17 protein-coding genes and 1 riboswitch are annotated in these 16,473 nt (G+C 49.3%); of the genes, 1 reads left to right on the forward strand and 16 read right to left on the reverse strand.

The genetic code is table 11. From position 1 onward, the window contains the following. Positions 1-12: 12 nt before the first annotated feature. Positions 13-1,755: an adenine deaminase gene (locus MJQ52_RS08175; RefSeq protein ID WP_094247187.1), complete on the reverse strand. Its 1,743-nt coding sequence runs from the start codon at positions 1,753-1,755 to the stop codon at positions 13-15. A gap of 120 nt (positions 1,756-1,875) precedes the next feature. On the opposite strand from MJQ52_RS08175, the gene MJQ52_RS08180 reads away from it, so the two are divergent. Beyond that, positions 1,876-2,106: a YgaP family membrane protein gene (locus MJQ52_RS08180; RefSeq protein ID WP_003155749.1), complete on the forward strand. Its 231-nt coding sequence runs from the start codon at positions 1,876-1,878 to the stop codon at positions 2,104-2,106. A 166-nt stretch (positions 2,107-2,272) separates the two neighbouring features. Here the strand turns inward: MJQ52_RS08180 and purD are convergent, their stop codons facing one another. The 15 genes from purD to MJQ52_RS08255 form a co-directional block, all read right to left on the reverse strand. Next, complete coding sequence (purD, locus tag MJQ52_RS08185; RefSeq protein WP_191073289.1) at positions 2,273-3,541, reverse strand: phosphoribosylamine--glycine ligase; 1,269 nt, start codon at positions 3,539-3,541, stop codon at positions 2,273-2,275. Between the two features lie 14 nt (positions 3,542-3,555). After that, the gene (gene purH / locus MJQ52_RS08190) at positions 3,556-5,094 is read right to left on the reverse strand and encodes a bifunctional phosphoribosylaminoimidazolecarboxamide formyltransferase/IMP cyclohydrolase (protein WP_025853962.1); all 1,539 of its coding nucleotides are present in this window, start codon (positions 5,092-5,094) and stop codon (positions 3,556-3,558) included. Then, on the reverse strand, positions 5,091-5,678 hold the full coding sequence (purN, locus tag MJQ52_RS08195; protein ID WP_191073288.1) for a phosphoribosylglycinamide formyltransferase: 588 nt from the start codon (positions 5,676-5,678) through the stop codon (positions 5,091-5,093). The genes purH and purN overlap by 4 nt, the downstream gene beginning before the upstream one ends. Continuing rightward, positions 5,675-6,715, reverse strand: coding sequence for a phosphoribosylformylglycinamidine cyclo-ligase (gene purM / locus MJQ52_RS08200; protein WP_003155753.1), 1,041 nt, complete (start codon positions 6,713-6,715; stop codon positions 5,675-5,677). The genes purN and purM overlap by 4 nt, the downstream gene beginning before the upstream one ends. A gap of 91 nt (positions 6,716-6,806) precedes the next feature. After that, positions 6,807-8,237 carry an amidophosphoribosyltransferase gene (purF, locus tag MJQ52_RS08205; protein WP_060674456.1) on the reverse strand — a complete coding sequence of 477 codons (1,431 nt, stop codon included), beginning with the start codon at positions 8,235-8,237 and terminating at the stop codon, positions 6,807-6,809. Beyond that, complete coding sequence (gene purL, locus MJQ52_RS08210; RefSeq protein WP_191073287.1) at positions 8,213-10,441, reverse strand: phosphoribosylformylglycinamidine synthase subunit PurL; 2,229 nt, start codon at positions 10,439-10,441, stop codon at positions 8,213-8,215. The genes purF and purL overlap by 25 nt, the downstream gene beginning before the upstream one ends. Next, a complete protein-coding gene (gene purQ, locus MJQ52_RS08215; RefSeq protein ID WP_007408898.1) occupies positions 10,425-11,108 on the reverse strand; it encodes a phosphoribosylformylglycinamidine synthase subunit PurQ in 684 nt (227 codons plus the stop codon). Before purQ ends, purL begins: the two co-directional genes overlap by 17 nt. Then, positions 11,105-11,359: a phosphoribosylformylglycinamidine synthase subunit PurS gene (gene purS, locus MJQ52_RS08220; protein WP_003155758.1), complete on the reverse strand. Its 255-nt coding sequence runs from the start codon at positions 11,357-11,359 to the stop codon at positions 11,105-11,107. Before purS ends, purQ begins: the two co-directional genes overlap by 4 nt. Next, positions 11,359-12,078 (reverse strand): phosphoribosylaminoimidazolesuccinocarboxamide synthase, encoded by a 720-nt coding sequence (gene purC / locus MJQ52_RS08225; RefSeq protein WP_003155762.1) that lies wholly within the window; start codon positions 12,076-12,078, stop codon positions 11,359-11,361. The genes purS and purC overlap by 1 nt, the downstream gene beginning before the upstream one ends. Before the next feature lie 75 nt (positions 12,079-12,153). Further along, positions 12,154-13,446 (reverse strand): adenylosuccinate lyase, encoded by a 1,293-nt coding sequence (purB, locus tag MJQ52_RS08230; protein ID WP_434181919.1) that lies wholly within the window; start codon positions 13,444-13,446, stop codon positions 12,154-12,156. Next, positions 13,446-14,627, reverse strand: coding sequence for a 5-(carboxyamino)imidazole ribonucleotide synthase (purK, locus tag MJQ52_RS08235; RefSeq protein WP_050586600.1), 1,182 nt, complete (start codon positions 14,625-14,627; stop codon positions 13,446-13,448). Before purK ends, purB begins: the two co-directional genes overlap by 1 nt. Then, positions 14,581-15,069 carry a 5-(carboxyamino)imidazole ribonucleotide mutase gene (purE, locus tag MJQ52_RS08240; protein WP_003155768.1) on the reverse strand — a complete coding sequence of 163 codons (489 nt, stop codon included), beginning with the start codon at positions 15,067-15,069 and terminating at the stop codon, positions 14,581-14,583. Before purE ends, purK begins: the two co-directional genes overlap by 47 nt. 132 nt (positions 15,070-15,201) lie before the next feature. Continuing rightward, a riboswitch (purine riboswitch) is annotated at positions 15,202-15,303 on the reverse strand. A gap of 78 nt (positions 15,304-15,381) precedes the next feature. Beyond that, complete coding sequence (locus MJQ52_RS08245) at positions 15,382-15,579, reverse strand: NETI motif-containing protein (protein WP_007609843.1); 198 nt, start codon at positions 15,577-15,579, stop codon at positions 15,382-15,384. After that, positions 15,576-16,130, reverse strand: a complete 555-nt coding sequence (locus MJQ52_RS08250; protein ID WP_014469850.1) for a DUF2179 domain-containing protein — start codon at positions 16,128-16,130, stop codon at positions 15,576-15,578. Before MJQ52_RS08250 ends, MJQ52_RS08245 begins: the two co-directional genes overlap by 4 nt. Before the next feature lie 122 nt (positions 16,131-16,252). Further along, positions 16,253-16,426 carry a Fur-regulated basic protein FbpA gene (locus MJQ52_RS08255; protein ID WP_003155777.1) on the reverse strand — a complete coding sequence of 58 codons (174 nt, stop codon included), beginning with the start codon at positions 16,424-16,426 and terminating at the stop codon, positions 16,253-16,255. Positions 16,427-16,473: the final 47 nt, after the last annotated feature.

Consider the following 16,473-nt stretch of genomic DNA (forward strand, 5'->3'; position numbering starts at 1 on the left):
TGCTTTTATATTTTAACGCATTATCGATGGAAAGAGTACAGTTTTTTTCATCACGTCGAATATTCCTCTCGGCGTAATGCGGATATAAGGCAGGTGTGTGCTCTGCAAAAAGAGCAGCGTATAGATCGGATCGCAGAATCGGTAGCCCCGCTCCTCCAGCAACGTCCTCAGTTTTTGCTCTTTCTCAAGCACTTCTTCATAATTCTCCGCGGATGCAGAACCGTTTAAGGCGAGGGGGATCTCATGCAGAATCTTCCCGTTTTCGGCAAGCACGATTCCGCCGCCGATTTCTTTCATCCGTGAGAAAGCGAGCAGGATATCTTCTTTATTTTTTCCGGCAGCGATAATATCTCCGGTTGTCGTGTAAGAACTGACAAAGCCCTGCACCCGATCGGCAAAACCTTTCAGCATTGTATTGACCCGCCATTTTCCATGCTTATCGAGAAGCGTGAGATAGCATTCATCATGATCAAAAGAAAGCTGGTCAACAGAATTATCAATCGCAATCATATACGGCTCCATAATGACGGCGTTGCGCATTACCACACCCATCGGCATTGAAAACTGTAAATCATCCATCGTCATATCATATGAAAGCTCAAGAGGGACAAGACCGCCCTTTTTCCAATCCGTTTCTGTAAACGCATTCATATTTCGGCCGTCTTCCCTCAGCAGGATGCCTTTGGAGATCACCGTGACCGGGTCCGGATTCATCGGGTCATCGAGAATGTTCAATGAAGCAAGCCGGCCCGGACCGATCACACCGAGAAAGTCATCCATCTGATAATACTTCGCGATATTAAAGGAGGCCATATTGTAGGCGTCAATCGCCGGAACTCCTTCCTCCAAAGCGATTTTGATTAATTCATTCGTCATGCCGCCTTTATAAAAATGCGGCGTCGCTCCATCCGTCGTGTAAAAGAAATGATCATAATGCCGGAAGCCTTTTTGATGGAGATCCTGCAAAATCGTTCTCAGATCAGGGCGGATGGATGAATGTCTGAGCGAAACATAGTAACCCAATTCAAGCCGTCTCATCACCTCGTCGCCATTCATCGCCTCGTGGTCAGAATCAGCCCCGAACAGTTTCATCTTCGTCAGTGTTTTTTCAGAAGCTCCGGGAAAATGCCCTTCTATCCGCTTGCGCAGTTTCTTTGTCGCCTGCATGCAATGAAGCATCAAGTCATCGCCGTCCATGAGGCGCGGCCATCCGGTCAATTCTCCGCCTTGAATGACATCCGGATGCTCAATCCATTGCTTGCGGACATCAAAAGAAAGGAGCTGGTCCTCATTCAGCACTTCAGTCTGCAGATCATATCTGGACCACCAAAAATATTGCACCGGCTGTTTTTTCAGTTCTTCCAATATAGTAAGCGCTTTCTTTTTACCGCTGTGCAAAAGAAAAAACAAGTTATCATTAACAAACGTCGTTGTTCCGAATTGAGACACATATTCGGCGAGCGTTTGGGGATTATATATTTGAAAAGGATGTGTATGCGGTTCAATGTAACCTGGCACAATGTATTTTCCTTCACAATTTATGGTATGAATGTGCTCTGCTGCATCAGGAAGCTCATGACCAACATATACAATTCGGTCTCCGTAAATCCAGACGTTTTTTTTCAGCCATTGTTTTAAAAAAGGATTTAATACGAGAGCATCCCGTAAAAGTAGCGTTGGAAGCAGCTTTGAGTCTACAACATCCGCCTGTGATCTGATGTCTTTATTTTTCCAGTTAAAGGTACGTTCGGACATTCACATACTCTCCTTCGCTTATATTAGACCCATCGTATCACATCCGCACAATTATCGCACGGCTAAAACGTTACAAATTATTGAAGATGAATGAAAAACTTTTTCTAGGGAGCTGAAATGATGAAACCGAATATCAGTTTATTAAATGCCGTTATGCGCATCACTTGCGGCCTCACCATTTTGTCTGCCGCTTCAGCGAAATACACGAGAAAACCTTGGTGCAAGATGCATCTCTTCTGTATGATGATGGGCGCGATGAAAGCGGCGTCCGGCATTCTCCGCTTCTGTCCGGTGACATATATGTTCCAAGCCGGAATGAATCAGGATGACAGCCATCAGCAAGAAAAATAACAAGCCGTTTCGGCTTGTTATTTTTTTCTCCTGTCCCGCGAGTATGAGAAGAATCTGCCGGCGATCCCGGCATCACAAAAGCCGGGACAGAATTCAAGACTGCATGACAATCTTAGTCGTCATTCAGAAGAAAACCCGCATCTTTTATGACGCGGGGGTCTCCTCTTTATCGCTGCGATGCTTTCAGCGCACGGGCGCCGATATCGCTTCTGTAAAACAGTCCGGGTTTTGTCAGCCCTGAAACGGCGCTGTACACTTTATCCCTCGCCGCTTCAAATGTCTCAGCAAATGCCGTGACATTGGCGACCCGGCCGCCGTTCGTAACAAATTGTCCGCCGTCTTTTTTCGTTCCGGCATGAAAAACGGCGATCCCGTCTTCAGCGGACGTCAAACTGCCGATCGGCGTCCCTTTCGCATAGCCTTCCGGATAGCCTTCAGAAGCCAGCACAACGCTGACCGCGGCCGTATCCTTCCACCTTAGGTCAACATCCTTCTCATGCAGAAGATCTAAGAGCACCTGAATGAGGTCAGATTCCATTCTCGGCACGACGACCTGTGTTTCCGGATCTCCGAAGCGCGCGTTGAATTCAATGACTTTTGATCCGTTTTCCGTCAGAATCAGCCCCGCGTACAGCACGCCCGTGAAGGAGCGCCCCTCTTTCACCATTGCTTTTGCCGCCGGCTTCACAATCGTTTCGACTGCGCTTCTGACGATATTATCGGAAATGTGCGGCACCGGTGAGTAGGCGCCCATTCCGCCAGTATTCGGCCCTTTGTCTCCATCGAAGGCGCGTTTATGATCTTGAGCGATGACCATCGGATAGACGGTCTCCCCTTTTACAAACGCCATTAAAGAAAATTCTTCGCCGGCGAGAAACTCTTCAATGACAACAGATGCGCTCGCCTCCCCGAATTTCTCATCCTCAAGAAAATCGTGCAGGCATTCAATCGCTTCTTCTTCCGTCATCGCGACTGTGACACCTTTTCCGGCGGCAAGCCCGTCCGCTTTAATGACAATCGGCGCGCCTTTTTGCTGTACATATGCTTTCGCCTCTTCAAATGAAGTAAACGTCTCGTACTCCGCCGTCGGAATGCCGTGTTTTTTCATTAAATCCTTGGCAAACTGTTTGCTTCCTTCAATAATAGCCGCTTTTTCAGACGGTCCGAAAACAAGCAGTCCGGCTTTTTCAAACTCGTTGGCTATCCCTTCAATCAGAGGAACTTCGGAGCCGATAATCGTCAGCCCGACATGATGTTCTTTCGCAAACGCAATGAGTGCGGCATGATCGCTTTCTTCAATGTTGACCAGCGTCGCGCAGTCTGCCATACCGTCATTTCCGGGCGCGGCGTACACCGTGTCAACAAGCGGGCTTTGCGCCGCTTTCCAAGCCAATGTATGCTCTCTGCCGCCTTTTCCGATAATCAATACATTCACGCTTCGTTCCCCCCTTAATGTTTGAAATGTCTGATGCCGGTGAATACCATGGCGATTCCGTATTCATCCGCTTTTTTAATCGAATCTTCATCGCGGACCGATCCGCCGGGCTGGATAATCGCCGTGACACCGGCTTTTGCGGCTTCTTCGACTGTATCCGGCATCGGGAAAAACGCGTCTGATCCGAGCGCGCTGCCTTTTGCTTTTTCTCCGGCCTGCTCAATGGCGATTTTGGCTGAACCGACGCGATTCATCTGTCCTGCGCCCACACCGACCGTCATATGGTCTTTTGCAAGGACGATCGCGTTGGATTTCACGTGTTTGACGACTTTCCAGGCCAGCTTCAAATCTTCCCATTCCTGCTCGCTCGGCTCTCTTTTTGTCGGAATGCTGATGTCGGCGTCATCAAATCCATGGACGTCTAAATCTTGAATCAAAAGACCGCCCTGTACGGAAGTCAGCTGTTTTTCTTTCTTTCCTGATGCGGTCACGTCAAGCGTGAGCAGACGAAGGTTTTTCTTCGCCGTCAGCACGTTCAGCGCTTCTTCACTGAAAGAAGGGGCGATAATGATTTCTAAAAAGATGCCGTGAAGGGCTTCAGCCGTAGCCTGATCAACTTCACGGTTCAGCGCGATGATGCCGCCGAAAATGGAAGTTTTATCAGCTTCATACGCTTTATTGAATGCTTCCTCAATTGAAGCTCCCGTACCGACTCCGCACGGATTCATATGTTTAACGGCAACAGCTGCGGGTTCTGTAAATTCCCGGACGATTTGAACGGCCGCATCCGCGTCCTTAATGTTGTTGTAAGAAAGCTCTTTGCCGTGAAGCTGTTTTGCCGCCGCGATGGAACCGGAGACAGGAAGTGCGCTTTGGTAGAAAACCGCCTCTTGGTGAGGATTTTCACCGTAGCGGAGCGACTGTTTTTTCTCAAAAGTAACGGTGAATTGCTCAGGGTCTTTCTCACCGGCCTCGCGTGTTAAGTAATCAGCGATTAATGCGTCGTACGCCGCGGTATGGCGGAATACTTTGGCCGCAAGCTCGCGTTTTCTTTTGAGCGAAACGCCGCCGTGTTCTTTCATCTCATTGAGCACGGAGCTGTAATCGGCCGGATCTGTGATGACCGTCACATCCTGATGGTTTTTCGATGCAGCGCGCAGCATGCCTGGGCCGCCGATATCAATGTTTTCTATCGCTTCATCGTATGTTACGTCTTCTTTTGAAATCGTTTCTTTAAACGGATAAAGGTTGACGACCACAAGGTCAATCGGTGCAATGCCGTGCTCATTGATCTGCGCCATATGCTCTTCATTATCTCTTACGGCAAGCAGACCGCCGTGAATATTAGGATGGAGCGTTTTTAACCGACCGTCCATAATTTCAGGAAATCCGGTCACTTCCGAAATGCCGATGACATCCACACCGTTTTCCTGAAGAAGTTTTTTTGTTCCTCCGGTCGAAATGACTTCGACGCCGAGCTCTGTCAGTTCCTTTACGAAAGGTACGAGATTTGTTTTATCAGAAACACTGATTAGTGCGCGTTTGATTGTCATGCCTTTTCACCTCTGTTATTTAGTCCCAGCAGCCGTTTCACAACGCTCGGATACCATTTGTGCTCAAGCTCGTGTATTGTACGCTCTATGTCTTCAAGCGTATCGTTTTCCTGTATTTCAAATGCTTTTTGCGCGATAATCGGTCCGGTGTCCATGCCTTCGTCGACGTAATGAACGGTAATACCCGCCACTTTCACACCGGCCCGATACGCCTGTCCGACAGCGTCAATCCCAGGGAATGCCGGAAGAAGCGAGGGATGTATATTAATAATGCGGCCCCCGTATGCTTCAAGCAGCGTATCTCCAATCAGTCTCATATAGCCGGCGAGAACGATTAATTCCGCCCCGTGCAGACGCAGCTGTTCAATAATGGCCCGTTCAAAGGCCGCTTTGTTTTCAAAAGATGACGGTTCAAAGGCGAATGACGGGATATGTAAAGCCTCCGCCCTTTCCGCCGCCTTTGCCTGAGGCTTATCCGTCACGAGAAGCGAGAGCTCCGCATTCCACTTCTCTTCTCTCATGCGTTTGGCAATGGCCTCGAAGTTCGATCCGTTTCCTGAAGCAAATACCGCAAACTTTTTCATGAAAGAGCCGCACCGCCGAAAGAAATGCCTTCGCCCCGCTTGACCCGGCCGATCAGATAAGCCTTCTCGCCCTGAGCTTCAAGCGTGCCGATGACGTCTGTCAGGTTTTCTTCTTTAACGGCAAGGACAAAACCGATGCCCATATTAAAAACATTGAACATTTCTTCTTCTTTCAGCTTGCCGTGCTCCTGCAGAAACGGAAAAATCGGCGGGATCGGCCATGATCCGTGATCAATTTCCGCGCTCAATCCGTCCGGCAGCATCCGCGGGATATTCTCGATGAATCCTCCGCCTGTCACATGCGCCATGCCGTCCACCTTACCGCTTTTCACCGCCTTGAGCACCGGCTTCACATATATTCTCGTCGGTTCCAGCAATTCTTCGCCGAGAGGACGCGCAAACGGTTCATAGACAGTATCCAAATCAAGTCCGCCGTCATCAAGAAGCACTTTTCTCACCAGGGAAAATCCGTTGCTGTGAAGGCCGCTTGAAGTAAGTCCGATTAAGAGATGCCCCTCTTCGATATGTTCACCGGTGACGATTTCGTCTTTTTCCGCGACGCCGACTGAAAAGCCCGCAATATCGTATTCATCAGACGTATACAGCCCCGGCATTTCCGCCGTCTCACCGCCGATAAGCGCTGATCCTGACTGCTCGCATCCGTCCGCCACACCCTGAACGATCTGCTCAATTTTCACCGGATCAGCCTTGCCGACCGCCAAATAATCAAGGAAAAACAGCGGCTCCGCTCCCTGGGCAAGCACATCGTTTACACACATCGCGACCGCATCGACGCCGATCGTGTCATGCTTATCCATTGAAAATGCGAGTTTCAGTTTGGTGCCGACACCGTCTGTTCCGGAAATCAAAACAGGCTTTTGATACGGAAGCTCTGACAGATCAAACATTCCGCCAAAACCACCCAGGCTTCCCATAACGCCGAGCCTTTTCGTGCGCTCCACGTGTTTTTTCATTCGTTTGACGGCTTCGTATCCGGCTTCGATGTCAACTCCGGCATTTTTATAAGCATCAGACATCCCTATCACTCCTTGTCAATTCGTTTCTCCTTAAAAGGCAGAAAGAGAAAGGCAGCCTGAATTCCCGCTGCCTTTATGTCATTTTCACATTTTATTTTGTCAGCACCGCTTCTTTTACGTGAGGAAGCACTGTATCCTGATAAATTTCCGTCGGATATTTGCCCGTAAAACAAGCGAGGCATTGTCCGCAATTGGTGTCTTCAAATTTTCGGCCGACTCCTTTTAACAATCCGTCTACACTTAAGAAAGAAAGCGTGTCGGCTCCGATGATCTGACGGATTTCTTCCACGGAATGAGAGGAAGCGATCAGCTCCTCATGGGTTGATGTGTCGATGCCGTAGAAGCACGGATGAGCGATCGGCGGTGAACTGATCTTGACGTGCACCTCTGTCGCCCCCGCTTCTCTGAGCATTGTGACAATCCGGCGGCTTGTCGTCCCGCGCACGATGGAATCATCAACCATGACGACCCGTTTTCCTTCGACAACACCGCGGACGGCGGACAGCTTCATTCTGACGCCTTGCTCACGGAGAGCCTGTGACGGCTGGATAAACGTTCTGCCGACATAACGGTTTTTAATGAGACCGAGTTCGTACGGGATGCCCGTTGCTTCGGCATAGCCGATGGCCGCAGAAATACTGGAATCAGGCACGCCTGTGACGACATCCGCTTCAACCGCGGACTCCTGGGCAAGCATTTTCCCGAGGTTTTTCCGGGCGCTGTGCACGTTAATGCCGTCGATATTGCTGTCAGGTCTTGAGAAATAAATGTACTCCATGCTGCAGATGGAACGGTTGATATTCATGGAAAAGCGCTCTGATTTCATGCCTTCATCGTTGATGATCAGCATTTCGCCCGGCTCTACCTCGCGAAGGTACGTTGCGCCGACGACGTCAAATGCGCACGTTTCTGAAGCGACCACATAAGCATCGCCCATGATGCCGATTGACAGCGGTCTGAGTCCGTTCGGGTCAAGCGCTACAATCATCTCTGTTTCTGTCATGATTAAAAAGGCATAAGCGCCTTTCAGCATAGACAGCGAATTTTTGATCTGATCCTTCAGCGAAAAGTGTCCGCTGCGTTTAATCAGATGAGCCAGCACTTCCGTATCGGAGGAAGTCTGAAAAATGCTCCCTTGGTTTTCAAGCTGCTGCTTCAACTGTGTGGCGTTGACCAAGTTGCCGTTATGGGCGAGCGCAAGGCTGCCGTTGTTTTGCGAACGGAACAGGAGCGGCTGAACATTTTCATATCCGCCTCCTCCAGCCGTTGCGTAACGAACATGCCCGATCGCGCCTTTTCCCTTTACTTTGCTGAGCTCGCCGTTTTGAAATACTTCAGTGATCAGCCCTTGGCCTTTGTGCGCCGTCAGTTTTTCGCCGTCAGTCGCGACAATTCCCGCGCCTTCCTGTCCTCTGTGCTGGAGGCTGTGGAGGCCGTAATACGTAATTTGCGGGGCTTCTTCATGTCCCCAGATGCCAAACACACCGCATTCTTCATTCAGGCCTTTGATTTCAGCAAGCATGGAATAGCTCCTTTCCACGCGCGCTCAAGTTCTTTCGTTTGCGCGTGAACCAATTGTTGTCCGTCCTGGTTTTGAATCGCCAGAAGTCCGTCAGCCGTTACCTCACCGATATGAACCGCATCAGCCGCAGCTGCTTCAAACGCCGCTTGGTGTTCTTTTTTGACCGAAACGACGAAGCGGGATTGAGATTCAGAGAATAATAATGCCGCTTCCCCTTCAACAGTCACGTTGGCACCAAGGTTTTCCGTCGTCATGACGCTTTCAGCAATCGCTACGCCTAAGCCGCCTTCAGACACATCATGCGCGGATTGAACGAGGCCTTTTTTAATTGCGTCAAGCAATGCTTTTTGGCGTGACAGCTCTATATCAAGATCGATTTGCGGCGCTTTGCCGTAAATGCGGCCTTCTGTCATTTTTTGCAGTTCGCTTCCGGCAAACTCAGGTTTTGTTTCGCCGATCACGTATACAAGATCCCCCGCTTGTTTGAAATGCTGTGTCGTAATATGAGCGGTATCTTCAATTAAGCCGACCATGCCGATAACAGGCGTCGGGTAGATGGCCGTTCCGTTCGATTCATTATAAAGTGATACGTTACCGCCGATGACGGGTGTGCTGAGAACATTGCACGCCTCGCTGATGCCGTCGGCCGCTTTTTCGATCTGCCAGAAAATTTCAGGTTTTTCCGGGTTTCCGAAATTCAGATTATCCGTGACCGCAAGCGGTTCGGCGCCGGAGCATACGATGTTGCGCGCCGCTTCGGCAACGGCGATTTTTCCGCCTTCTTCTGGATCAAGATATAAATAACGGGCGTTGCAATCCGTCGTCATCGCCAGCGCTTTTTTCGTGCCGCGGATTCTGAGCACTCCCGCGTCAGAGCCGGGAGCGACCACCGTATTGGTGCGCACCATGTAGTCATATTGATCATACACCCACTCTTTGCTGGCGATTGTCGGCTGCTGCAGCAGGTCAAAAAGCGTCTCTGTCGCATCTTTCACTTCAGGCGCGGCAACTTCTGTTTCCTGAAACTCGCGGTAGTACGCAGGTTCCGCTGACGGTTTGTGGTATACAGGCGCCTCTTCCGCCAGTGCGTCGACCGGAAGTTCGCAAACAACCTCTCCGTTATGGCGGAGGCGGAGCATTTTATCATCCGTAACATGACCTACGGAAACCGCTTCAAGATCATATTTATCAAAAATATCGACAATTTCCTGTTCACGTCCGCGTTCAATGACGAGAAGCATGCGTTCCTGAGACTCGGAAAGCATCATTTCGTAAGCGGTCATACCCGTTTCCCGCTGCGGAATGAGATCAAGATTCATTTCAATGCCGGAGCCGGCTTTGCTTGCCATTTCAGCACTCGAACTTGTCAGACCGGCCGCCCCCATATCCTGAATGCCGACTAAGGCGTCGCATTGGATGACTTCAAGGCATGCTTCCAGGAGAAGTTTTTCCATGAAAGGATCGCCGACCTGCACCGCAGAACGTTTTTCTTCAGATGAATCTGACATTTCTTCTGATGCAAAAGTAGCGCCGTGTATGCCGTCGCGGCCCGTTTTAGCGCCGACGTACATGACCGTGTTGCCGACACCTTTCGCCTGGCCTTTTTTAATATCTTTATGATCAATCAAGCCGACGCACATTGCATTGACAAGCGGATTGCCCTCATAGCTTGCGTCAAACTGCACTTCTCCGCCGACCGTCGGGATGCCGATACAGTTTCCGTATCCCGCGATTCCCGCCACTACTTCTTCAAACAAGTACTTCACACGAGGTGAAGTGAGTTCACCAAATCGAAGAGAGTTTAATACAGCTATCGGACGAGCGCCCATTGAGAAAACGTCACGGATGATACCGCCCACTCCGGTCGCAGCACCCTGGTATGGCTCAAGCGCTGACGGATGGTTATGCGATTCAATTTTGAACACGACCGCCTGATTGTCACCGATGTCAACGATTCCCGCGCCTTCTCCGGGACCCTGCAGCACGCGTTCGCCGCTAGTCGGGAATTTGCGTAAAACCGGTTTTGAGTTTTTATAGCTGCAGTGCTCTGACCACATCACGGAAAAAATCCCGATTTCCGTGTAGTTCGGCAATCTTCCGATAATAGATTCAATGAGTGTGAACTCGTCATCACTGACACCCATTTGCTGATAGAGTTTCTCTTCTTTTATTTGTTCTTTACTTGGTTCAAGCAGTAGCGACATGAGTTTCCCTCCAATTTTTCACGATAGACCGGAACAATGTAAGACCGTCTGCGCTGCCGAGCAGTTCATCGACTGCGCGCTCAGGGTGAGGCATCATGCCTAATACGTTGCCTTTCTCATTCACGACGCCGGCAATGCCGCTGACGCTTCCGTTAATATCGCCGCCGTATGTGAAGGCGATTTGATTGTTTTCTTTTAATCTTTCAAGCGTTTCGTCATCACAGTAAAAATTGCCTTCGCCGTGGGCAACCGGAATCGTAATCGATTGTCCCTTTTCATAGGAAGATGTGAATAACGTACCGCCGTTCTGCACGATTAATTCAACCGGGCGGCAGATGAACTTTAAATCTTTGTTGCGTCTCATGGCGCCGGGCAGAAGTCCGAGCTCCTGCAGAATCTGGAATCCGTTGCAGACGCCGAGAACCGGTTTTCCTTCGGCAGCCGCTTTTTTCACGGCCGGCATGATGTTTGCGAATCTGGCGATGGCGCCGCATCTCAAGTAGTCGCCGTATGAAAACCCGCCGGGGATGAGCACGCCGTCAAATCCGTCAAGGCTTGTTTCCTCGTGCCAGACATACTCGACTTCTTCGCCGAGTTCGTCCTTTACGGCGTGAAACATATCAATATCACAGTTGGAGCCGGGTAACACAATCACCGCAAATTTCACTGTGCGACAACCTCCTCAACTTCATATCGGTAGTCTTCAATGACTGTATTGGCAAGAAGCTTTTCACACATTTCTTTCACGAGCGCGTCAAGATCGCGGTCAGATTTTTCGATCGTCAGCTCCATGTATTTTCCGATGCGCACATCCTGCACTTCATTGTAGGTCATGCTGTGCAATGCATGCTGCACTGCGCTTCCTTGAGGATCGAGCACACTTTCTTTTAAGCTGACATAAACTTTCACTTTATACATTATGAAATGCCTCCCAGTCTTTTGAAAATCTCTTCATATGCGTCGGTTAAGCTTCCCAGGTTCCGTCTGAACAAATCTTTATCGAGCTTTTCGTTTGTGTCTTTGTCCCATAGACGGCACGTGTCAGGAGAAATTTCATCCGCTAAAAGCACCCGTCCCTCTGCGTCTAAGCCGAATTCCAGCTTAAAATCTATTAATCTGACCCCGCAGTCTTCAAAAATATGCTGAAGTTCTTGATTCACCTGGTTTGTAATCGATTTGATCGTTTCGACATGCTCAGGAGCCGCCGCTTTTAAGAGCCGGATATGATCTTCTGTGATGAGCGGATCGCCGAGTGCGTCATCCTTGTAGTAAAATTCGATAATCGGCTGCGGGAGCTCTGTTCCTTCCGGGATGCCGAGACGTTTCGACATGCTTCCGGCGGCAATGTTTCTGACCACGACTTCAAGCGGAATGATGCTCACTTTTTTGATGAGCTGCTCTGATTCTGAAACACGCTCCACAAAGTGGTTGTCAATTCCTTTGGCGTGCAGATGTTTGAAAATCAGGCTTGAAATTTCATTGTTCAGACGGCCCTTTCCGCTGATCTCCGCTTTTTTCTCACCGTTAAAGGCTGTTGCGGAATCCTTGTAGACCACGCGGAGAATCTGTTCGTCTTCAGTTTGATAAATTCGTTTCGCTTTTCCTTCATAAAGAAGATTATTGTTCACAATATTCACGGAAGGCCTCCTAACCCGAATGTTGGGAATATTCAATCTAAGGCGGCTGAAGAAGCCGCCTCCGGCTGGCTTCTTCTATAAACCTAAACGCTCAAAGATCAAGTCGACGTTTTTCAGATGATAATTGTAGTCAAAGCAATCGGCAATCTGTTCCGGTGTGAGGCGGGACGTGATTTTTTCCTCCGCTTCGACAAGCTGGCGGAACGGCACTTGTTTTTCCCACGCTTCCATCGCTTTCGGCTGAACCGTGTCATATGCTTCTTCACGAGGCAGACCCGTGTCGATTAAAGCGAGCAGCACGCGCTGAGAATAGATTAAACCGAGTGTGCGGTCCATGTTGCGCTTCATGTTTTCCGGGAAGACCGTTAAGTTCTTCACGATGTTGGAGAAGCGGTTCAGCATGTAATTCAGCGCGATGGTCGCATCCGGAAGAATAATCCGCTCCGCTGAAGAATGAGAAATATCGCGCTCATGCCATAACGGAACATTTTCGTAAGCTGTCATCATGTAGCCGCGAATGACACGCGCTATACCTGTCATGTTTTCAGAACCGATCGGATTCCGTTTATGAGGCATAGCCGATGAACCTTTTTGTCCTTTCGCAAAAAACTCTTCCACTTCACGTGTTTCACTCTTTTGCAGACCGCGGATTTCCACTGCGAATTTTTCAATGCTCGTCGCGATCAAAGCCAGTGCCGCCATGTAATCCGCATGACGGTCGCGCTGTAATGTCTGAGTGGAAATCGGCGCCGCTTTCAGGCCGAGTTTTTCACAGACATACTGCTCTACGAACGGATCAATATTTGCATATGTGCCGACCGCGCCGGAAAGCTTCCCGACTTCGATCCCTTCTTTTGCCTGCTTGAAACGTTCAAGGTTGCGTTTCATTTCTTCATGCCAAAGCGCGAGTTTCAGGCCGAATGTCGTCGGTTCCGCGTGTACGCCGTGCGTGCGGCCCATCATGACCGTGTATTTATGTTCTTTCGCTTTTTCTTTTATAATGTCAACAAATCTCTCAATGTCCTTGAGCAAGATCTCATTCGCCTGTTTTAATAGATAGGAAAGAGCGGTATCCACGACATCTGTTGACGTCAGGCCGTAGTGAACCCATTTTCTTTCTTCGCCTAATGATTCTGAAACCGCGCGGGTGAATGCAACGACGTCATGGCGCGTATCCTGCTCGATTTCCAAAATGCGGTTGATGTCGAAAGACGCGTTTTCGCGCATGACCTTGACGTCTTCTTTCGGAATGACGCCAAGCTCAGCCCAGGCTTCACAGGCTAAAATCTCGACTTCCAGCCATGCCTGGTATCTGTTTTCGTCCGTCCAGATCGCGGACATTTCAGGTCTTGAATAACGTTCGATCATTATGCTCGTCCTCCGTCTCTATTCATCCATATGTTCGTGATGTCCTGAATCCATGTTTCATCAGGCTTCCGCAAAAATGTCATATGCCCCATTTTGCGGCCTTTTTTAATCTCGTGTTTTCCGTACAGGTACAGTTTGGCTTCCTTTAAAAGCTCCGTATGCTCCTCCGCAAGCTTCACTTCATCACCGAGCAGATTCACCATCATTCCCGGTTTGAGAAGATCGGTTCTGCCGAGAGGAAGTCCGCAGACCGCTCTGATGTGCTGTTCGAACTGGCTCGTTTCACAAAGGTCGAGCGTATAATGCCCGGAGTTGTGAGGACGCGGCGCCAGTTCATTGATCAAAAGGTCTCCGTCTTCCGTAACGAACATTTCCACCGCAAGCGGCCCGACAAGCTCCAATTTCTCCGCGAGCTGAACGGCAAGCGCCTCTGCCCGCTTTTGAACCGTTTCCTCCGCTCTCGCGGGCACGATGCTTTGGAACAGAATATTATTTTTGTGGATATTTTCAGCAGCCGGAAAGGTTGAAATCTCACCGTGCACCGATCTCGTCACGATAACGGAAAGCTCCATCCGGAATGATACCCAGCTTTCCAGTATGCACGTGCCGTTTTCTAGCAGCGCGGCCGCTTCATCTGTCTGTCCTTCTTCCTTAATGACAAATTGGCCTTTGCCGTCATATCCGCCGCGGCATGTTTTCAGCACAGCCGGGAGCCCCAGTGCCTGAACAGCTTCCTCAAGCTCCCGTCCGCTGTTTACGATCCGATAAGGAGCGACTTGACAGCCCGCTGACTGGATCGCCTTTTTTTCCGTTTCCCTGTTTTGGGTGATGAGCAGCAGCTCGCTTCCCTGGGGAAGATATGCATGTTCTTTGAGCCAGTTGAGCGCCTCGTAATCGATATTTTCAAATTCGTACGTAATGATGTCACTGACTCCGGCCAATTTTTGAATCGCTTCACGGTCATTATACTGGGCGGTAATCTCAATATCGGCGATCTGTCCGCATGGCGAGTCTTTCACGGGATCGACGACTGCGACTTTATAGCCCATCTGTTTTGCGGCGACAGCCATCATTTTTCCGAGCTGTCCGCCTCCGATAATGCCGATGACGGCGCCGGGATAAATCGTTTTTTTATCAGACAAGCTGATCACTGCTTTCCAGCACCGTTTGTTTTGTCGCATTTCTTCTCGCCTCTAGTTTATCCGCAATGTCACCGTCAAATGCCGACAAAATCTGCGCGGCTAACAGACCCGCGTTCACTGCGCCCGCTTTTCCGATCGCCGTCGTCGCGACCGGCACGCCGCCGGGCATCTGTACGATAGACAGAAGAGAATCAAGCCCGTTAAGCGATTTTGTCTGAACCGGTACGCCGATCACCGGCAGTGTCGTTTTGGCCGCCGTCATACCCGGCAGATGCGCCGCTCCTCCGGCTCCGGCGATAATGACTTTTAAGCCTCTGTCTCTGGCGCTTTCAGCATATTCAAACATCAAATCAGGCGTCCGGTGCGCGGATACTACCTGTTTTTCATAAGGAATGTGAAGTTCGTCAAGTATGTCGCATGCATGTTTCATTGTCTCCCAATCGGAGGTGCTTCCCATGATGATTCCTGCTAGCGGCTGCATTCTGTTCCCACCTTCTCATGCTTTGTTTTTCAGAAAAAAAAGCCCGGCTTATATTGCAACTATGAGGAAGCAATACAAACCGGGCATGGCGCGCGTATCGTCAGTCGTTCGCTTCTGCGATATCCATGTCAGCTGTTTATCACTTTCCTGCATAGTCCGGCCGTTTACGGCAGCCGGGTAGAAACTTATGGGCCATATTCCCAAGATTATATGAGGTCGTGTTTTGATTTCATGTTTATCTTAACAACGGACTTAGATAATGTCAACGACATTATCGAACGATATAAAAATTCTTTCTTTTAATGTTCGTGTTTAGATCAATTTCCCTTCAAATACGATTTTTTTCCCGCAAGGAACGACTTGAATTGATCCATTTTCTTTCTTTTCTGTAAAGATCGGCTCTTCCATCCGCCGGACGGGCATATAACCCTCTTCCTTCATTAAAGTGAGAATGGTGTCAATCGTTTCATCTTCCGTTACTTCAAACCGTTTCTTTTTTGGCTTTGTCATTCCTTAATTCTCCTCTTCTTCACTGCTTTCACCCAGAATCCGCCGTGGATCGTTTTCGGCTCAAAGGCGATGATAAACGCTTTTTCATCAAGCGTTTTAATCGTATCATAAAGCTGAAGCTCATATTTGCGCGGCGTCAGAATCTGCATGGCGGTCCGGTCTCCTTCAAGTCCGCCCGCAACCCAGCTTGTAACCCCGTATCCTTTTTCCCGGAGCTGTTTCGGCAGGTCCAGATCGAGCTCCTTCGTAATGACGTTGACTGTAATATAGCCGAGCGCCAGTTTCTCTTCAATTTTCATTCCCACTATGACGCCGAGGCCGTAGCCGAGCGCATAGGCAATGACGTTTTGAATTTGATTCAGATTGCCGAGCACGAGACTCAGGCCGGTCACATACACAAGGATTTCAATCGTACTGATGCCTGCGGCGAAATAGCGCTGTCCCTTTAATGTCAGAATCATCCTGATCGTAAAGAAAGAGACATATATAATGTTAATGATGAGAATAATGAGAACCATACCTATACTGTTGGATAAAATCGTCTGCATCACTGATTCCCCTCCTCTGATACTTTGAAAAGCATCAATCCTTCAATTAAGGATAGTTTACCCTCTTTTCATCATTTTCAAAAGAAAAAAAAGCCCGCCCCGCAAGGCAGACTGTTAAGCTCTTATCAGTGAAGCTCGGCTTTTTTCAATCGTTTGACGGCTTCATATTCCTTCTCAAGTTCACTCAGCGTGTACCCGGACAGTTCCTGAACATGGTCTTGATAAAACCCTGAGCGGATCAGCTTTGTCCTCAGGTGCTGCTTTTTCCGATTAATGGCTTCTCGCAACAACGGGGCCATCTTCATCATCCCTTTCCGAATCATAAAGAGTAGTGCCGCTTTCGAAT

Source organism: Bacillus sp. jun7, from assembly GCF_051034795.1.
Taxonomy (GTDB): domain Bacteria; phylum Bacillota; class Bacilli; order Bacillales; family Bacillaceae; genus Bacillus; species Bacillus velezensis.

Coding starts and splice junctions, on each gene's coding strand:
- MJQ52_RS08175 (WP_094247187.1), bottom strand. CDS start 1,755: ATGTCCGAACGTACCTTTAACTGGAAAAATAAAGACATCAGATCACAG.
- MJQ52_RS08180 (WP_003155749.1), top strand. CDS start 1,876: ATGAAACCGAATATCAGTTTATTAAATGCCGTTATGCGCATCACTTGC.
- purH (WP_025853962.1), bottom strand. CDS start 5,094: ATGACAATCAAACGCGCACTAATCAGTGTTTCTGATAAAACAAATCTC.
- purN (WP_191073288.1), bottom strand. CDS start 5,678: ATGAAAAAGTTTGCGGTATTTGCTTCAGGAAACGGATCGAACTTCGAG.
- purM (WP_003155753.1), bottom strand. CDS start 6,715: ATGTCTGATGCTTATAAAAATGCCGGAGTTGACATCGAAGCCGGATAC.
- purF (WP_060674456.1), bottom strand. CDS start 8,237: ATGCTTGCTGAAATCAAAGGCCTGAATGAAGAATGCGGTGTGTTTGGC.
- purL (WP_191073287.1), bottom strand. CDS start 10,441: ATGTCGCTACTGCTTGAACCAAGTAAAGAACAAATAAAAGAAGAGAAA.
- purS (WP_003155758.1), bottom strand. CDS start 11,359: ATGTATAAAGTGAAAGTTTATGTCAGCTTAAAAGAAAGTGTGCTCGAT.
- purB (WP_434181919.1), bottom strand. CDS start 13,446: ATGATCGAACGTTATTCAAGACCTGAAATGTCCGCGATCTGGACGGAC.
- purK (WP_050586600.1), bottom strand. CDS start 14,627: ATGCGACAAAACAAACGGTGCTGGAAAGCAGTGATCAGCTTGTCTGAT.
- purE (WP_003155768.1), bottom strand. CDS start 15,069: ATGCAGCCGCTAGCAGGAATCATCATGGGAAGCACCTCCGATTGGGAG.
- MJQ52_RS08245 (WP_007609843.1), bottom strand. CDS start 15,579: ATGACAAAGCCAAAAAAGAAACGGTTTGAAGTAACGGAAGATGAAACG.
- MJQ52_RS08255 (WP_003155777.1), bottom strand. CDS start 16,426: ATGGCCCCGTTGTTGCGAGAAGCCATTAATCGGAAAAAGCAGCACCTG.